15 protein-coding genes and 1 riboswitch are annotated in these 16,614 nt (G+C 71.0%); of the genes, 10 read left to right on the forward strand and 5 right to left on the reverse strand.

Annotated elements, in window-relative coordinates:
- Positions 1-5 precede the first annotated feature (5 nt).
- The 7 genes from ABLE53_RS01300 (at position 6) to ABLE53_RS01330 (ending at position 7,416) form a co-directional block, all read left to right on the forward strand.
- Positions 6-1,187 (forward strand): CpaE/TadZ family protein, encoded by a 1,182-nt coding sequence (locus tag ABLE53_RS01300; protein ID WP_348856728.1) that lies wholly within the window; start codon positions 6-8, stop codon positions 1,185-1,187.
- A gap of 6 nt (positions 1,188-1,193) precedes the next feature.
- Positions 1,194-2,780: a TadA family conjugal transfer-associated ATPase gene (locus ABLE53_RS01305; protein WP_348856729.1), complete on the forward strand. Its 1,587-nt coding sequence runs from the start codon at positions 1,194-1,196 to the stop codon at positions 2,778-2,780.
- Complete coding sequence (locus tag ABLE53_RS01310; protein ID WP_348856730.1) at positions 2,777-3,763, forward strand: type II secretion system F family protein; 987 nt, start codon at positions 2,777-2,779, stop codon at positions 3,761-3,763. The genes ABLE53_RS01305 and ABLE53_RS01310 overlap by 4 nt, the downstream gene beginning before the upstream one ends.
- Position 3,764: 1 nt before the next feature.
- Complete coding sequence (locus ABLE53_RS01315) at positions 3,765-4,679, forward strand: type II secretion system F family protein (protein WP_348856731.1); 915 nt, start codon at positions 3,765-3,767, stop codon at positions 4,677-4,679.
- A complete protein-coding gene (locus tag ABLE53_RS01320; protein WP_348856732.1) occupies positions 4,679-6,259 on the forward strand; it encodes a sensor histidine kinase in 1,581 nt (526 codons plus the stop codon). The genes ABLE53_RS01315 and ABLE53_RS01320 overlap by 1 nt, the downstream gene beginning before the upstream one ends.
- Positions 6,256-6,915 (forward strand): response regulator transcription factor, encoded by a 660-nt coding sequence (locus ABLE53_RS01325; RefSeq protein WP_348856733.1) that lies wholly within the window; start codon positions 6,256-6,258, stop codon positions 6,913-6,915. The genes ABLE53_RS01320 and ABLE53_RS01325 overlap by 4 nt, the downstream gene beginning before the upstream one ends.
- A 309-nt stretch (positions 6,916-7,224) precedes the next feature.
- Positions 7,225-7,416, forward strand: a complete 192-nt coding sequence (locus ABLE53_RS01330; RefSeq protein WP_348856734.1) for a Flp family type IVb pilin — start codon at positions 7,225-7,227, stop codon at positions 7,414-7,416.
- A gap of 75 nt (positions 7,417-7,491) precedes the next feature.
- On the opposite strand, the gene ABLE53_RS01335 is transcribed toward ABLE53_RS01330, so the two are convergent.
- The 4 genes from ABLE53_RS01335 to ABLE53_RS01350 all read right to left on the reverse strand — a co-directional run bounded on the left by ABLE53_RS01335 (position 7,492) and on the right by ABLE53_RS01350 (position 11,530).
- Positions 7,492-8,703 (reverse strand): M48 family metalloprotease, encoded by a 1,212-nt coding sequence (locus tag ABLE53_RS01335; RefSeq protein WP_348856735.1) that lies wholly within the window; start codon positions 8,701-8,703, stop codon positions 7,492-7,494.
- The gene (locus tag ABLE53_RS01340; protein ID WP_348856736.1) at positions 8,700-9,677 is read right to left on the reverse strand and encodes a hypothetical protein; all 978 of its coding nucleotides are present in this window, start codon (positions 9,675-9,677) and stop codon (positions 8,700-8,702) included. Before ABLE53_RS01340 ends, ABLE53_RS01335 begins: the two co-directional genes overlap by 4 nt.
- A gap of 283 nt (positions 9,678-9,960) precedes the next feature.
- Positions 9,961-10,947: a C40 family peptidase gene (locus ABLE53_RS01345; RefSeq protein ID WP_348856737.1), complete on the reverse strand. Its 987-nt coding sequence runs from the start codon at positions 10,945-10,947 to the stop codon at positions 9,961-9,963.
- Positions 10,948-10,959: 12 nt separating this feature from the next.
- Positions 10,960-11,140: riboswitch (cyclic di-AMP (ydaO/yuaA leader) on the reverse strand.
- A gap of 156 nt (positions 11,141-11,296) precedes the next feature.
- Positions 11,297-11,530: a hypothetical protein gene (locus tag ABLE53_RS01350; protein ID WP_348856738.1), complete on the reverse strand. Its 234-nt coding sequence runs from the start codon at positions 11,528-11,530 to the stop codon at positions 11,297-11,299.
- A gap of 94 nt (positions 11,531-11,624) precedes the next feature.
- On the opposite strand from ABLE53_RS01350, the gene ABLE53_RS01355 reads away from it, so the two are divergent.
- Positions 11,625-13,016 carry a hypothetical protein gene (locus tag ABLE53_RS01355; protein WP_348856739.1) on the forward strand — a complete coding sequence of 464 codons (1,392 nt, stop codon included), beginning with the start codon at positions 11,625-11,627 and terminating at the stop codon, positions 13,014-13,016.
- 3 nt (positions 13,017-13,019) lie between these two features.
- Here the strand turns inward: ABLE53_RS01355 and ABLE53_RS01360 are convergent, their stop codons facing one another.
- Positions 13,020-14,285, reverse strand: a complete 1,266-nt coding sequence (locus tag ABLE53_RS01360; protein ID WP_348856740.1) for an NYN domain-containing protein — start codon at positions 14,283-14,285, stop codon at positions 13,020-13,022.
- Positions 14,286-14,452: 167 nt separating this feature from the next.
- On the opposite strand from ABLE53_RS01360, the gene ABLE53_RS01365 reads away from it, so the two are divergent.
- Entirely contained in the window at positions 14,453-16,273 is a 1,821-nt protein-coding gene (locus ABLE53_RS01365) for a DEDD exonuclease domain-containing protein (RefSeq protein WP_348856742.1), read from the forward strand.
- Between the two features lie 9 nt (positions 16,274-16,282).
- Positions 16,283-16,561, forward strand: a complete 279-nt coding sequence (locus ABLE53_RS01370; protein WP_348856743.1) for an Lrp/AsnC family transcriptional regulator — start codon at positions 16,283-16,285, stop codon at positions 16,559-16,561.
- Positions 16,562-16,614 lie beyond the last annotated feature (53 nt).

Here is a 16,614-nt window from a genome sequence, read left to right on the forward strand (position 1 = left end):
CACCCATGCCTGTTGTCATCGAACCCGACCAGGAACTGGTCCCCGAGATCCTCCGCGGCCTGCCCGCCGGCGCCCAGGCCGTAGGCACCGTCGACCGGATGCGCGCCTGGCTGGCGCAGCACCACGACGAGTACGTCGTCGTGGTCGGTCCCTCCGTCCCGCTCGGCGACGCGCTCGCCGTCTGCGACACCCTGCGTACGTCGCACCCCACCGTGTCGGTGGTCCTCGTCGCCCGCGAGGAGGAGATCGGCGCCGACGCGCTGACGGCGGCGATGCAGGCCGGTGCGCGCGACGTCGTACCCCTCGACGAGCCGAAGCTGCTCACCAAGGCGGTCGAGCGGGCGTACGAGCTCTTCAGCGCGCTGCGCGGGCCGACCGGCGCGGCGCGGCGCGGCAAGGTCATCACCGTCTGGTCGCCGAAGGGCGGCGTCGGGAAGACCACCGTCGCGGTCAACCTCGCCCTCGCGCTCACCGAGCAGGGCGCACGCCGGGTCTGCCTGGTCGACCTCGACCTCGCCTTCGGCGACGTCGCGATCACGATGCAGCTCTTCCCGACCCACACGATCGAGCACGCGATCGGGGCGGAGGGCTCGCTCGACGCCGAGCTGCTCGACGGGCTGCTGACCCGCCACGCCGACTCGCTCGTCGTCCTGGCGGCGCCGACGCACCCCGACGTACGCGAGCAGGTGTCGCCGGTCCTCGTCGGGCGGGTGCTGAAGACGCTGCGGGAAACCTGCGACTACGTCGTCGTCGACACCTCGCCGTCGTTCGACGAGCAGACCCTGACCGCGCTCGACGCCACCGACGACATCGTGCTGGTCGCGACGCTCGACGTCCCGACGCTGAAGAACGTCAAGGTCGCCCTCGAGACGCTCGACCTGCTCGGGCTGGCGCCCGAGCATCGCCATCTCGTGCTCAACCGGGCCGACGACGAGGTCGGCCTCGGCCCGGAGCGGGTCGAGTCGATCCTCGGGATGAAGCCGGTCGCCCGGGTCGGCTCGTCGGTCGACGTCGCGGCGGCCACCAACGCCGGCGTACCCATCGTCACGCGCAGCCCGAAGCACCCCACCAGCGTGGCCGTCCTGGACCTGGCGACACGGCTCGCCGGCCAGGACATCGCCCCGCCCGTCACCGTCGAGCAGTCCGAGGAGCCGGCGCCGTCGCGCCGGCGCTGGAAGCGGAAGTAGTAGTCCATGAGCCTCTCCGAGCGTCTCGCCGCGGTCCGCGGCACGACCCGTCCCGACGACGGGTCCGAGCCCGACGGCGGTGTCTTCGCCCCCGAGCCGGTCGGCACGCTCGAGCACACGATCGGCACCTACATCGGCAAGCGCCGCGCCGACGTACCGGTCGACCACATGGCGCCGGTGCCGCCGCGGCCGCGGATAGACCCGGCCGGTGCGGCTGCCGCGGGCGCTGTGGACGCGCGCGCCGAGGCGCCGGTGGTGAAGGTGTCGCCGCTCGCCGGCGACGAGCACGACCCTCGGCGTACGTTCGGCAGCCAGCAGGAGAACCGCATCGGCGAGCTCAAGTCGAGCGTCCACAGCGAGCTGCTGAAGCAGCTCGGCCCGCGGCTGTACGACGCCGAGATGACCTCGCAGGAGCTCGACAAGCAGGTCCGGAGCGTCCTCGCTGACGTGATCGCCGGGCAGGACCGGCCGCTGAGCACCGGCGACCGGCTGCGCATCAGCCAGGAGATCACCGACGACATCCTCGGCTACGGCCCGATCGAGCCGTTCCTTCGTGACCCCGAGGTCTCCGAGGTGATGGTGAACGGGTACGCCGACATCTGGCTCGAGCGCAGCGGCCGGCTCGTGCGCGCCGACGCGCACTTCTCCGACGAGGCCCACCTGCGGCGAACGATCGACAAGATCGTCTCCCGCATCGGCCGCCGGGTGGACGAGTCCAGCCCGATGGTGGACGCCCGGCTCCCCGACGGCAGCCGCGTCAACGCCGTCGTACCCCCGCTCGCGGTGGACGGCTCCGCGCTCACCATCCGGAAGTTCGCCGCCGACCCGCTGACGATCGACGACCTGATCAAGTACGGGTCGCTGACCCACCAGAGCCGGGAGTTCCTCGAGGCGGCGGTGCGAGGACGGCTCAACATCATCGTGTCCGGCTCGACCGGAGCCGGGAAGACGACCACCCTCAACGTGCTGTCGAGCTTCATCCCCGACGACGAGCGGATCGTCACGATCGAGGACGCGGCCGAGCTGCAGCTCAAGCAGGACCACGTCGTACGCCTCGAGTCGCGGCCCGCCAACATCGAGGGCAAGGGCGCGATCACGATCCGCGACCTCGTACGCAACAGCCTGCGCATGCGACCGGACCGGATCATCGTCGGCGAGGTCCGCGACGCCTCGGCGCTGGACATGCTGCAGGCGATGAACACCGGCCACGACGGCTCGATCTGCACCCTGCACTCCAACGGCCCGCGCGACACCCTCGCCCGCATGGAGACGATGGTGCTGATGGCGGGCATGGACCTGCCGGTGCGCGCCATCCGCGAGCAGGTGGCCTCGGCGGTCGACCTCATCGTGCACCAGACCCGCTTCAAGGACGGCACCCGCCGGATCACCCACATCACCGAGGTGGAGCGGATGGAGGGCGACGTCATCACCCTGCAGGACCTCTTCGTGTTCGACACCAGCGCCGGCTTCGACGGCGAAGGCCGGGTGCTCGGCCACCTGCGCCCGACCGGGCTGCGGCCGAAGGTCCTCGACAAGATGGCCGATGCCAACGTCACCGTGGACCCGCTGACCTTCGTGACGGACCGGCTATGACCGAGCTGCCCGACTGGACCGTGTACGTCGCCGCGGGTGCGGTCGGCCTCGCCCTGCTGCTGCTCGGCCTCGCGCTCGTGCCGCGCAGGGGCACGATGTCGCCGACGGACCGGATCGAGTCCTACACCGCCAGGCACGCGCGTCCGCCGTCGGCGGCCGACAACCGGTCAGACACCGAGCTCGCCGTCTCCGCGACCCGCAAGGCGGCCGACGACCTGCTGCGCCGCAACAAGAGCCTCGAGCAACGGATCTCGCGCCGCCTCGAGGCGGCCGGCAGCGAGCTGAAGCCGGCCGAGTGGCTGATCCTGCACCTCACCGTCGTGCTCGCCGGCGGCGCCGTCGGGCTGCTGCTCGGCCGCGGCAACATCGTCGTCGGGCTGCTGTTCGTGGCCCTCGGCGCGGCCGCGCCGTGGTTCTACCTCGGCTTCCAGCGGGTTCGTCGGCGCAAGCGGTTCGACAACGTCCTGCCCGACACGCTGCAGCTGGTCGCCGGCTCCCTCTCTGCGGGGCTGTCGCTCGCGCAGGCGGTCGACACCGTCGTACGCGAAGGTCAGGAGCCGATTGCGGCGGAGTTCAAGCGGGTACTGGTCGAGAACCGTCTCGGGGTCTCACTCGAGGACGCCCTTGAAGGGATTGCCGAACGCTTCTCCAGCAAGGACTTCGCGTGGGTGGTGATGGCCATCAGGATCCAGCGTCAGGTCGGCGGCAACCTCGCCGAGCTGCTCGACACCGTCGCCGCCACCATGCGCGAGCGGCAGTACCTGCGGCGCCAGGTCGCTGCGCTCGCTGCCGAGGGGAAGCTGTCCGCCATCGTGATCGGCGCGCTTCCTCCGCTGTTCCTCGTCTATCTGCTGCTGACGAACAGGTCCTACGTCGCGCCGCTGTACTCGGACCCTCGCGGCATCGTGATGCTCGTGTTCGGCTTCGGCTGGCTCGGCGTCGGGAGCTTCTGGATGAAGAAGCTCGTCAAGGTGGAGGTGTGAAGTGATTCTCCTCCTGCTTCTCGGCTTCGTGTGCATCGGCACTGCCCTCGCCCTTCTCGCGATTTCGCTCCAGCCGAAACAGAGCGGAGTCGCGCGCTCGCTCGCCGTGCTCGAGGCACTCGCGGACGCGCCGAAGGAGCTGACCGACGAGCTGACGCCCTCCTTCGCCGACCGGATCATCGAGCCGCTACGCGATCGCGCGCTGAAGCTGGGCCGCCGCATCGGGGGCTCCGACAGCGCGGAGCGAGTTCGACGGAAGCTCGACCTCGCCGGCAACCCAGCCGGCTGGACCGTCGACCGATACGTCTCTGGCAAGGTCCTCGCCGCTGGCCTCGGCCTCCTGTTCGGTGGTGGGTTCGCGATCATGCTCGGGTTCGCGATGATGACCGCCTTCCTCACGGCGATCCTCGGAGCGGCAGTCGGCTTCTTCGCCCCGGATCTGTTCCTCTACCAGCGCACCTACGAACGGACCGACAAGATGAAGGGAGCGCTCGCCGACGCCATCGACCTGATGACCATCAGCGTGGAGGCCGGATTGGGCTTCGACGCGGCCGTCCAGCAGGTCTCGCTCAACACTGAGGGTCCGCTTGCCGAAGAGTTCGCCCGCATGCTGCGCGAGATGCAGCTCGGCGCCGGGCGCTCGGAGGCTCTACGCGGCCTGGGCGAGCGAACCAACCTGGACGATGTCCGCTCCTTCGTGAGCGCGATGGTCCAGGCCGACTCGTTCGGCATCCCGGTCGGCCAGGTTCTCCGTGTTCAGGCCTCGGAGATGCGCATCAAGAAGCGGCAGTGGGCCGAGACCAAGGCCCAGCAGGTGCCGGTCAAGATCACCATTCCGCTGATCTTCTGCATCCTTCCCTGCCTCTTCGTCATGATCATGGGTCCGGCTGCGCTACGGATCATGGACAGCTTCTGATGGCTCCCGACCGTCTCCATCTCCGCGTCACTGCTGCCGCGCGCGTGTTCGTGCTCGCAGCGCTTCTCGTGCCGGTGCTGTGGGCCAGGGACATGGCTGCGCTCCTCGCGCTGCTCGCGATCGCGACGGTGTGGGCGGTGGCAACCGCGGCCGAGCTGCGGCCTCGGAACGTTTCCGGGTCGCTCACCGTCCTGGAGGCGATCGGAGTCGGCGCCGTCTGCGGCGCCAGTCTCGACCACACACAGGCGATCCTCGGCGCCTTGGTGGTCCCCGTCTTCGTAGCGGGCATCTATGAAGGAGTCGCCGGCCTGCTCCGCGCGCTCTCCGGCGAGACCGTGGCGCTCGCCGCGGTCCTGCTGGCCGCCTGGCGCTCGCCCGACGCGAACGACATGACCTCACTGTTCAGCTGGCTGCTCACGGCACTCGGTCTGGGGCTGATCGGCGCCTTCGTCCACGGTCTGCTCGGTCGCGCTGCTGACCCGCTCGCCCCCTATCACCACGCGCAGGGACTCCTTCGTCGGCTCATTTCCATCTCCGACGGCCTCGACTCCGGTCTCGACCCGGTCGGGCTCGGCGGCGACATCCTCACCACCGTGGGAAACGATCTCCCGACGACTTCGCTCGCGCTCTATGTGCCCCGGGACAACACCCTCACTCCCTTGCTGACCCGCTCACTCGGCAATGAGCAGCTCGGCGTGTGTGAGGAGGTTGCCCTCACCTCGTGGGATGCCGGGCTCGCGATGGTGTCGGGCCGCTACTTCGCCTTCCCGCTCCGCACGGAGGCCGGCCTCGTCGCCGTCGTCGTCGGTGCACTCTCGAGCCGGTCCCAGCCAGAGGACGTCGACCTGAGCGGGACGATCAAGCGGCTCGGGGATCGTCTCAAGGATCGGGCCGTTCACCTGGACACCGCGCTGCTGTTCGCCGCCTTCCGTGACTCGGCGACGACAGAGGAACGGCGACGTCTCGCCCGGGAGATGCACGACGGCATGGCGCAGGACCTCGCGTCGCTGGGCTACCTCGTCGACGCCCTCAGTGCTGGCGGCCCGGTGGACCCTGCGCGTCTACACGTCGTACGCGAGCGGATCAGTGCGATCGTGACCGAGGTGCGTCGCTCGCTGGTCAACCTTCGCACGAGCGTCGCGCCGGGCGAGAGCCTCGGCGCCGCGCTCAGCTCGGTGGCGCGGAGCCTCTCCGAGGTGTCCGGCGTGCCGATCCACGTCACGCTCGACGAGCACACCGACAGGCTCCGCCCCGAGATCGAGGGCGAACTGCTGCGCATCGCCCAGGAGGCGATGAACAACGCGGTGAAGCACGCCCGGGCAAGCGGCATCGACGTGCACTGCCAGGTGCGCGCACCAGCCGCTCGGATCACCGTCAAGGACGACGGACAGGGCTTCCAGGGCCCGCGCCGGGGCTCGCACGGGCTCTCTATCATGCGCGAGCGCGCCCGGCTGATCGGCGCAGACCTCGACCTCGGTCCAACGCCTGGCGGCGGGTTCACCGTCACTGTCTCCCTGCCAGCGCCACGGGTCGACAGCGCCGGCGCTCGGATTCCCTCCTACCAAGGAGCTGACTCATGACCACGCTCACGGCTACCACCTCCGTCCTGCTCGCCGACGACCACGAGCTGCTCCGTGCGGGACTGGCCGGCGTCCTCGACCAGCAGGGCGACCTGCAGGTCACCGGCGAGGCGGGCAGCGTCGCCGACGCGGTCGCGGCCTACGACGAGCTCCGGCCGGACGTCGTCGTCGCCGACCTGCAGCTTCGCGACGGCACCGGGCTCGACATCGTCAGGGCCATTCGCAGCCGGAGCCGCACGACCGGGATCATCATCCTGACGATGCACTCAGGCGACGACCAGATCTTCGCCGCGATGGAGGCGGGCGCCTCCGGGTTCGTGGGCAAGGATGCACCGGCGATGGAGGTCGTCCGCGCCGTCCGGCACGCGTCGGTCTCGCCGCGGTCCTTCGTCTGCACGGGTCTGGCCGGTGCCATGATGCGGCGAGCGTCCGGTGAGTCCACCCGACTCTCCGAGCGCGAGCACCAGGTCCTGGTGCTTCTCGCCGACGGCCTCGGCGCCCAGCAGATCGGCAGCCGGCTGTATCTGTCGGAGTCGACGGCCAAGTCCCACATCGCCCGGATCTACCAGAAGCTCGGCGCCACCAACCGCGCCCAGGCGCTGGTCACCGCGATGCGGATCGGCCTGCTCTCGAGCGTCCAGCCAACCGGCGTCTAGACCGCCTTCCGCAGCTCATTCGACGACCCGCCGACGACCGTCGGCGGGTCGTTCTTGTCTTCGAACTGCTCCGCGGTTAACGTGCAGATCACCGCGTTTTCACGCTCAGGAACTGGCCATGGACCAAGGTCCCCCCGTCCACTCTCAGGTGAGCCAGTCCGGTCTAGTCCCAACTGACCACCCCGGTCCGTCCGCTCGCCCGATTCGCCGGGCTCCTGTTCCCGGAAGACTCACTGTCACGCGGGGCGAGTGTCCTCGCACGGACACACGCCCCGGGCCCGGACCCGGTCATTCACAGGAGAAACCACCATGCAGAGCAAGATCGACTACCTGCGCGCACTGATCCTCACCCGTCTCAAGGACGAGCGCGGCGCCTCCGCCGTCGAGTACGGCCTCCTCGTCGCCGCCATCGCGGTCGCGATCATCACGATCGTCTTCACGCTCGGCGACAACATCGCCGGCATGTTCGACGACGTCAACACCGGCATCACGAGCCACTGATCCGACAGCAGTTCACGCGAAGGCGCTGCAGCGAGGGGGCTGCAGCGCCTTCGCCCATTTCGGCGCAATTCCCGACTACTCACCCAGCACCCGATGCGCGACGGCGATCCGCTGCAGCGAGGTGGGATGGGACCCGAACCACCACTGCGAGAACGCGGGAGGTGTGGGGTCGGTGAGCGAGCGTACGTCGAGCGCCCGCTGGATCTCGACGAACGCATCCAGGTCGCGGGTCGTGCGCAGCGCCTCGACATCAGCACGAGTCTCGATCTGCCGGCTGATGACGTTCTCCACCGGGGTCGCGACAGCCGCACCGAGCGCGAACAGCGCGAGCAGCAGCGGCACGGCACGAGGGTCGGTGAGGCCGGCGTGCCTCCGACCGGCCAGCAGCCCGAGGAGCCCGACCCCCACGAAGGCGCCGGACGCCCCCAGTCCGGTCCCGATCGCCACGTCGTCGTGCTTGGCGTGGCCGAGCTCGTGGGCGACCACGGACAGCACCTCGCGCCGGTCCGCGGCGTCGAGGAGGGTGTCGTACAGGACGACCCGCCGGGTGCTGCCGAAGCCGGTGACGTACGCGTTGAGCGTGGTCGTACGCCGGGACGCGTCGGCCACCAGGACGTCGTCGACGTGCACGCCCTCCTTGTCGGCGAGCGCCATCACCTGCGTGCGGAGCGGCCCGTCGGGCAGCGACCGGAAGTGGTTGAAGAGCGGCTCCACGAGGACCGGGTAGACGAAGGAGCCGAGCACGACGAGGACGGCGAGCACCACGCCCGCCACGATCGGCCAGGAGCGCCGCCACCGCCGCGTGCAGGCGAGCAGGGCGAGCACCGCCAGGGCGGTCGCCACGACCGTCACCAGTGTCGAGACGCCCTGGTCGCGCAGCCACGGCCCCCAGCCCTGCTCGGAGAGCCCGTAAGTCCGCTCCTCGTGCTGGTATGCCACGTCGAGCGGCAGCGTGCACAGCCGACCTATCACGACCACGATCAGCACCGCCAGCACCGCGCGCACGGGCCACGGTCCCGGCAGCCGAGCGGTCACCCACCTCCCGACCCGGGTGAAGCCGAGCAGGCACAGCACGACCAGCGAGACGATCAGCGCGCCGCGGGAGAGCCAGCGGGCGACGTGGGAGTACGCCGTGGCCCGCTCGATCTGGGCGGGGCTGAAGACCGAGGTCGCCGACGGCAGGTCCAGGCTCCCGCCGGGATAGGGGTGCCAGGGCACGAGCAGCCAGGCGAGGAGGACGAAGGCGACGGCCCCGAGGCCGAGCACGAGCCACGAGCGCCGGATCACGCCGCCCAGTCTGACAAATGCTCCTGCCAGGCCTTCGTGAAGCCCTTGACGCCGAGACCGGTGACGGACTGCAGCGTCCGGCCGAGCGGCGCTCCAACCTCCACGCGGTCGTAGAGCCGCACCAGCCCGTCCTCGCCGCCGAGCTCGGCCACGACGCGGCAGGCAAGCCACGCGGCCTCGTACTCCTCGCCGAAGGTCGAGGACTGCGAGTTGAAGTCGGACTGGTCCGGGAGATGGGCGGGCGGGCCGTGGCGGCGTACGTCCTTCAGGATCTGGCCCGCGGTCGTCGACAGCGGCAGCTTCACGTCGCGCAGCGCGACGTAGTCGGCGAAGCCCTCCGAGAGCCAGATCGGCAGGTGGGTGTTGGTGGCGGCGCCGGTGGCGGCATGCGTCGCCTCGTGGCTGATGACGACCTGGGCACCCTGGCTGTCGAGCGTCCCGATGACGTCGGGGTTCACGAACACGTGCACCGGCACCGACGACCTTCCGGAGCCGTCGACGGTCGCGGTCACCGCCGCGACGCCGCCGTAGGTCCCGGGGTCCGCGCCCAGCGCCGACTCCAGGCCGCCCTGGTTCTCGGGCACCTCGAGGACGAGGCGGGGCCGCCGCCAGTCCACGACCCGCCGCACCGTCACGACGGCGGTGCGAGCCAGGTCGGCGTACTCCGCTGCCTTCTTCGCTCCTCCACGGACGACCACGAGCGTCTGGGGCGTACGTCGGACCGTGACCGCCCCGGAGAGCCAGACCGGCAGCTTCTCGTCGCCCCCACCGAACCCGGCGATGCGTACGCCGCCGGCGGCCGGGGCGAACTCGACGCCCACTTCCTCGCTCACCGCGCGCGAGTCGAAGCCGGCGAAGCGCCAGCCGATCTCGACGTCGGCGGTCCACGAGCCGTCGGCCGCGACCGCGCCGTCCTCGGCGACGTAGCGCGCCGAGAAGTCGGCGACGTGGAGCGCCGCCGCGTTGCGGAGCACGGTCGTGACAGCAGCGTCCGTGGACGGCCCCGACGCCGTCCTCCGGCCCGCGTCGACGTCGGCGACGAGCTCCTGCAGCGCCTCGTTGGCCGCGCCGGTGTCGGCCTCACGAGAGGGTCCGGGGCTCGGCTTGGGGGCGACGTACTCGCCGGAGCCGGTCAGCCGCCAGACGACGATCGCCGCGATGACCAGGGCCAGGAACGACGCGAGGCCGACCGCCCACCATCGTGGGCGGCCGGCCTTCGGCGTCTGGTCGGCCAGCTGGGTGGCTCCCGGCTCTGGATCAGCCGGGGCGTACGGCGCCGACGTACGGCATCGAGTGGAGGCTCGTCACCTTGACGCCGACCGAGGGGTTCTCGGCGTTCACGATGAGGCCGTTGCCGATGTACATACCGACGTGGCTGATCGGGCTGTAGTAGAACACCAGGTCGCCGGGGCGCAGATCGGACTCGGCGATGTGCGGCCCGGTGCCGTACTGAGCGGACGACGAGTGCGGCAGCGCGACGCCGGCTTGGGCCCAGGCCATCATGGTGAGACCCGAGCAGTCGAAGGCGCTGGGACCGGCGGCGCCGTAGACGTAGGCCTTGCCGACCTGGGCCATCGCGTAGGAGACGGCGGCACCGGCGCGTCCGCTGACCGGGACGTCGCTCGTCGGCACGCGCGGCTCGTTGCGGGAGAGGATCTCCTGGCGCTCCTCCTCCTTGAGGTTGGCGAGGAGCCCCTTGGCCGACGACAGCTTGTCGTCGATCGCGTCCTTGTCGTCCTTGAGCTGCTTCTCGGTCTCGGCGACCTGGTCGGCGCGCTTCTGGGTCGCCTTGCGCCGGATGTCGAGCGCGCTGACCTCGGTGTTGTAGCGGTCGAGCAGGTCGCCCTGGACGCTGTTGTAGGCCGACACGGTGGTCATGCCGGCGAGGAACTCCTTGGGGTCGCTCGAGAACGCGGCCTGGCCGACGGCGGAGATCCCGGAGCCCTCGAACTGCTCGAGCACCGAGTCGCGGAGCTGCTCCCGGATGCCACTGAGCGCCTTGGTCTGGCGGCGCTGGTCGGCCTTGAGGTCCTTCAGCTCCGAGCGAAGGTCCTTGAGGCGAAGCTTCGCGTTGTTGTAGTGCTCCGACGCCTCCTCCGCCTGGTGGTAGAGGGTGTCGACGCGCTGCTGGACATCCTTGATGCTGGGCTTCGCCTGGGCGCTCGGGGCCGGGATCATCCCGGACACTCCGACGACGGCGGCGGCTGCGAGGCCTGCGACGAGTCGCTTCCGACCGTTCAACACGAGCGGGCGGTCTCCCTTGCTTGTCGTACGTCTACCGAGTGAGCTGACGGGTTCGGGCACGACATGCCCTACCCCCACTCCGTGACCCCTCCCCTGCGGGAGGCGTCCCCTCGTGGGGGATACACCCCAGGTGGCGCCGCGAACGACGCCGGATGGTTCCCCGGCTCCCGATCCACCCCGATGCGGACCGAAACTCGACGCGGTGCCCGCGCGGACCGGTTGGTCCACTTCCACAGGCACCAAGTGCCCTGCACAGTAGCGGAGCCGACGGGCGGCTTGCCAATCCCTCCCCGCATTTTTGTGGAGAACGTGGTCAGGCTCCCACCTGGCGGCAGCATCTGTCTCGGTTTCACCCGAACGCGAGCCCGTCGTCGGACCCTGGATCCTCCTCGCGCGGCGGGTCGACGGGCTGCACGAGTCGCAACGGCGGCACCAGCCCGCCGGCGGCGAGGACGTCGAGGGCGCGGCGCTCCTCGTCGTCGAAGGTCAGCTCGGGCGGCGGCCCCAGCAGCACGGTCACCACGCAGTCGTGACACGCCAGCCCCCGGACCGCGCAGGTGTCGCAGTCGATTCTCGTTGTCATGCCCACGACGCTCGCAGGCGGCACCGACAGTTTCCTTCGCGAGTTTCGGCGTTCGGCGTGTCGAGCTCCTCCGTATCCACCAGAATCGCTCCTCGTGGGGGAGCCGATGGCCGTCGTACGCCGACCTGCGACCGTGCCGGCCGACGGCGTGTCGCAGGCGCTGGCGCATGCTCGCGCACGTGTCTCGACGCGGACCATCGGCGCCGTGCTCCTGATCGCGCTGTTCGGGGTCTTCGCCGCTACGGCGGCCCGCGGGTACGTCATCAACGATGTCTTCTCGGCCGAGGTCGCCTCTTGGCGTCTGGCCGGGACCGGCACGCCCTGGCTGGACGGCGTGCACCTCCAGGCCCTGCCACATGTGGAGGTCGACAGGCTCTGGCTCACTCAGGGTCCGGACGGGCAGACCACGGTGTCCCGCTCGCCGGGTGTGATCGCGGCTGGCGTGCCGGCGTACTTCATCGCCGGACTGGTGAATGGGCACGCGAACGATCCGGCGTGGTTCTCCTACCTGCCGGGCGGGCTGATGGCGTCGCTCCTGACGGCACTGGCGATGCTCTTCCTGTGGCTCTCGCTCGACGGCCTGCTCCGCGAGAGTCGGCGCCTCCTCGCTGTCCTGGCCGTCGCGCTGACGACCCCCGTGTGGAGCATCGCCGCCGATGGCATGTACACGCACACGGTCACCCTCCCCGGCCTCGCCGGACTGGCGTGGGCCGTACGCCGCGAGCGCTGGTGGCTCGCCGGGGTCTTCGGCGGAATTGCGCTCTGGGGCCGACTGCACGCCGCGGTCATCGTCGCGATCGTGGGACTCGGCCTCGCCGCGTGGCGGCGGAGACCACGCATCGCCGTCGAGATGGGCCTCGTCAGTGGCGTCTTCCTCGGCCTCGCCTCGGTGTGGTCGTGGCTGATGTACGGCCACCTCAGCCCCACGGGCGGCTACGCCCCGCCGAGCCAGTACGCGGAGAAGGCCGCCAGTGGCAACCACCTCGATCAGTTGGTCAACCAGCTCGGCCTGCTCGTGGCGCCCGACCGGGGCCTGCTCGTGTGGACGCCGGTCCTGCTGCTGCTCCTGCCCGCCGTCGTACGCCACTGGCGGCAGGCACCGGACTGGACCCGGCTGCTGGCAGCGGGTGGGCTGGTCTACCTCGTCATCCAGGGACTGATGAACGGCTTCAGCGGGGGCTACAACTTCTACGGCTACCGGTTGACGCTCGAGACGTTGCTGTGCCTTACTCCGCTCTACGCGGTCTCGGCGATCCGCGCCGGTCGGTGCGTACGCATGCTCCTCGGCCCTGTGCTCGGCCTCCAGCTGGCTGCCTTCTCTCTCGGCGGCTTCCTCGAGCCGCCATTCCTTTCCGACGGGCTCGCGTGGCGGGCCAACGCGTTCCTCCACCTTCTCCACGGCGCCCCGATCCTCGCGGTCTACACGGCGCTCATGGTCGCGATCGGCGCCCTGGCGGCGCAGGCGTGGGGCGAGCGACGCCTGTAGCGGTCAGGACAACAGTCCACCGAGCGCGGTCACGGGCACCGAGCGGGCGCCGTCGCGGCGTACGTCGCGGACGACCTCCTGGTCGTCGCTGACGACCAGGACGACGCGTCCGAGCGGCTCCGCGGCGACGAGGTCACGGATGACGTCGTCGGCGATGACGCCGACCGGGCTGAACACGACCTTCACGCCCCGAGGCGCTGCGACGACGGGCCGCTTCTGCAGCGCCGCCGCGTCGAACACGACCGTCGTCTCCGCCCCCGTGCGCGCGGCCAGGGGCGCGAGGGCCTGCAGGAGCCGGACCCGCTGGGCGTCGAGCGCGGAGCTCGGCCAGAGCGTCTTGCTGACGTTGTAGCCGTCGATGATGAGCCGGGCACGTGGCATGGCGAGGTACTGCTCCAGGTGCGCAGCGCTCGTCACCGACCCCGCGTCGGAGGCCTGGCCGCCGGTGAGCTCGGCCTCGACCCGGTCGCCGGGAGCCCCGGTCACGGGTGGGAGCGCGAGCTCGCGACGCAGCCCGTTGGCCGCGTCGAGCAGCGTGTCGAGCAGAAGCCGGGACCGGAGGCTGGCGTCCTCCCGCTCAGAACGTACGGCGCGGCGCTGCGCGCCGACCTCCGACTCGAGCCGCTCGAGCTGCTGCCGCAGCTGCCGGACCGTCCGGTCCCGCTCGGCGGCGAGCTCCTCCGCCCGCGCCCGGGCGGCGCGTGCCTCCTCGAGCGCCTCCTCCTGGCCGCTGCCGGCCGCGCGCGCGCTCGCGCGCGCCTCACCGAGCTTGCGCCGCAGCGTGGCGTTCTCTGCCTTCAGCTCCTCGAGGCGGGCCTTGCGGTCGGCGCGGACGTCGCGCAGCTCCCGCTCCACCGCCTCCAGCCGGCCGCGCAGCCGCTCGGTCTCCTCCTCCGCCGCCGGCACGGCCGCCGCGACGACCCGGGTCACCGCGTCGGTGAGGAGGCCTGCCCAGCCCTCCGGCCGCACCAGCCAGGCGAGAGCGGCCACCTCGGACGGGTCGGCGTCAGCGGGCGGGTCGCCGGCGGCGTACGGGATCCTGGCGGTGAGCTGCGCGGCCAGCCGGTCGCGGAGCTCTCCCTCCTCGTCGTCGGCGAGCGCCGCCACGATCGCCGTACCGCCCGCCTTCGCGCGCCTTGCGGGTGCGAACGACGCGACCCGCTTCAACGGCGCCGGCAGGCGCACGACCTCGGGCAGCACCCCGGCCACGAGCGCGACCACCTTGGCCCGGACGGGATCCGGGAGGTCGGTGATGGCGGGGTCTGTCACGCCGCCGCCTCCGTGGAAGAACAGAGAGAATACGGACGCGGCGGCCTGACAAGCTCGATGGTCGCTCGCTGGCGCTCGCTCATGCCGTGAAGGATAGGCGGGCCATGTGCGGGCTCCTCCGCGTTTCCGACGCGGAACTGTCGGTGCCCGGCCCTACCGTCGCAGACATGAGCAGTGCACTGGTCCGAGCCGCCCGCCAGGAGCTGAGGAAGAAGGCCCTCGGCCGGCGGATCGGCCGGTGGGAGGCCCAGCGCAGCTTCGACGAGCTCGGCCGGCCGCTGCGCGACCTCACTTTCTGCGTCGTCGACCTCGAGACCACCGGCGGCTCCGCCGAGGGCGGCTCGATGATCACCGAGATCGGAGCCGTGAAGGTGCGCGGCGGCGAGGTGCTCGGAGAGTTCCAGACCCTCGTCAACCCGCACACCGAGATTCCGCCGTTCATCGCGGTGCTGACCGGGATCAGCAACACCATGGTGGCCGACGCGCCCGGGATCGAGTCGGCGCTGCCCGCGTTCCTGGAGTTCGCCCGGGGCTGCGTCCTGGTCGCCCACAACGCGCCGTTCGACGTCGGCTTCCTGAAGTTCTTCGCCGCGAAGCAGGGGCGGCCGTGGCCCGCCTTCGAGGTGGTCGACACCGCGAAGCTCGCCCGACGCGTCATCACGCGCGACGACGCGCCCAACTGCAAGCTCGGGTCGCTCGCGGTCGCGTTCGGCTCCGCCACGACGCCCAACCACCGCGCCCTCGCCGACGCGCGTGCCACGGTCGACGTGCTTCACGGCCTGATGGAGCGGCTCGGCAACCTCGGCGTCCACACGCTCGAGGAGCTGCAGACCTTCTCGTCCCGCGTCAGCGCTGCCCAGCGCAAGAAGCGCCACCTGGCCGAGACCCTCCCCCACGCGCCGGGGGTCTACCTCTTCCGCGACGACCGGTCGCGGGTGCTCTACGTCGGCACCTCGAAGGACCTCCGCACCCGGGTGCGCTCCTACTTCACCGCCTCGGAGACCCGCTCCCGGATGGGCGAGATGGTCGGCCTGGCGGCGACCGTCGACGGGATCGAGTGCGCGACGGCGCTCGAGGCGGCGGTCCGCGAGCTGCGGCTGATCGCGGAGCACAAGCCGCGCTACAACCGCCGCTCCCGGTTTCCCGAGCGGGTCCACTTCGTGAAGCTCACCCGCGAGCCCTGGCCCCGGCTCTCGATGGTCAAGCGGGTGCTGGACGACGACGCGGACTACCTCGGACCGTTCAGCTCCAAGAAGGTCGCCGAGAAGGCGCTCCAGGCGCTCCACGACACCTTCCCGGTCCGGCAGTGCTCGGACCGGCTCGGTCGTCATCCCCGCAAGACGCCGTGCGTCCTCGCCGAGATGGGCCGCTGCCTGAGCCCGTGCGACGGCAGCGTCGACGAGGCGACGTACTCCGCACTGGTGCGGCAGCTGCGCGACACGCTGCTCCACCGGCCCGACGAGGTGGTCGAGTCGATCAACCGGCGGATGCTCGCGCTCGCGGAGGAGGAGCGGTTCGAGGAGGCCGGCGTCCACCGCGATCGCCTCGCCGCCTTCGTCCGTGCCGCGGCCCGCACCCAGCGACTCTCGGCGCTCACCCGCTGCCCGGAGGTGGTCGCGGCCCGACGCGAGGACGACGGCCGCTGGGCTGTCCACGTGATCCGCCGCGGGCGGCTGGCCGCCGCCGGTGTCATCCCGCCCGGAGCCGACGCCCATGCCTACGTCGCGTCGCTCCGCGCTTCGGCGGAGACGGTCCCGGAGGCGCCTGGGCCGATCCCCGCGGCGAGCGCCGAGGAGACCGAGATCGTGCTGCGCTGGCTGGAGTCGCCCGGCATCCGCCTCGTCGACGTCGATGGCGAGTGGGCCTGCCCGATCCGCGGCGCGAGCCGGCACCTCGCGCTCCACGACGCCGTCGAGGAGTCCCGCAAGACCCTCGTGCCGTTCGACGAGCGGCGCACGCTGACCACCGTGCACCAGCCGACCCGCTAACGTGACCCCGTGATCACAGCCATCGTCTTCGTGAAGGCCGACGTCGCACGCATCCCCGAGGTGGCCGAGACGATCGCCGGTATCGACGGCGTGAGCGAGGTCTACTCCGTGACCGGCCAGATCGACCTCATCACCATCGTGCGGGTCCGCAGCCACGACGACGTCGCCGCGGTGATCGCCGACAGGGTCAACAAGGTCCCCGGCGTCACCTCGACCGAGACCCACATCGCGTTCCGGACCTACTCCAGGCACGATCTCGAGTCCGCGTTCTCCCTCGGCCTCGACTGACGTCTTGGGCTGGCTCGATCTCGTCGGCTGTTGCGACATCGCCCCGGTGCGGA

Source organism: Nocardioides asiaticus (assembly GCF_040049175.1).
Lineage (GTDB): Bacteria > Actinomycetota > Actinomycetes > Propionibacteriales > Nocardioidaceae > Nocardioides > Nocardioides cheoyonin.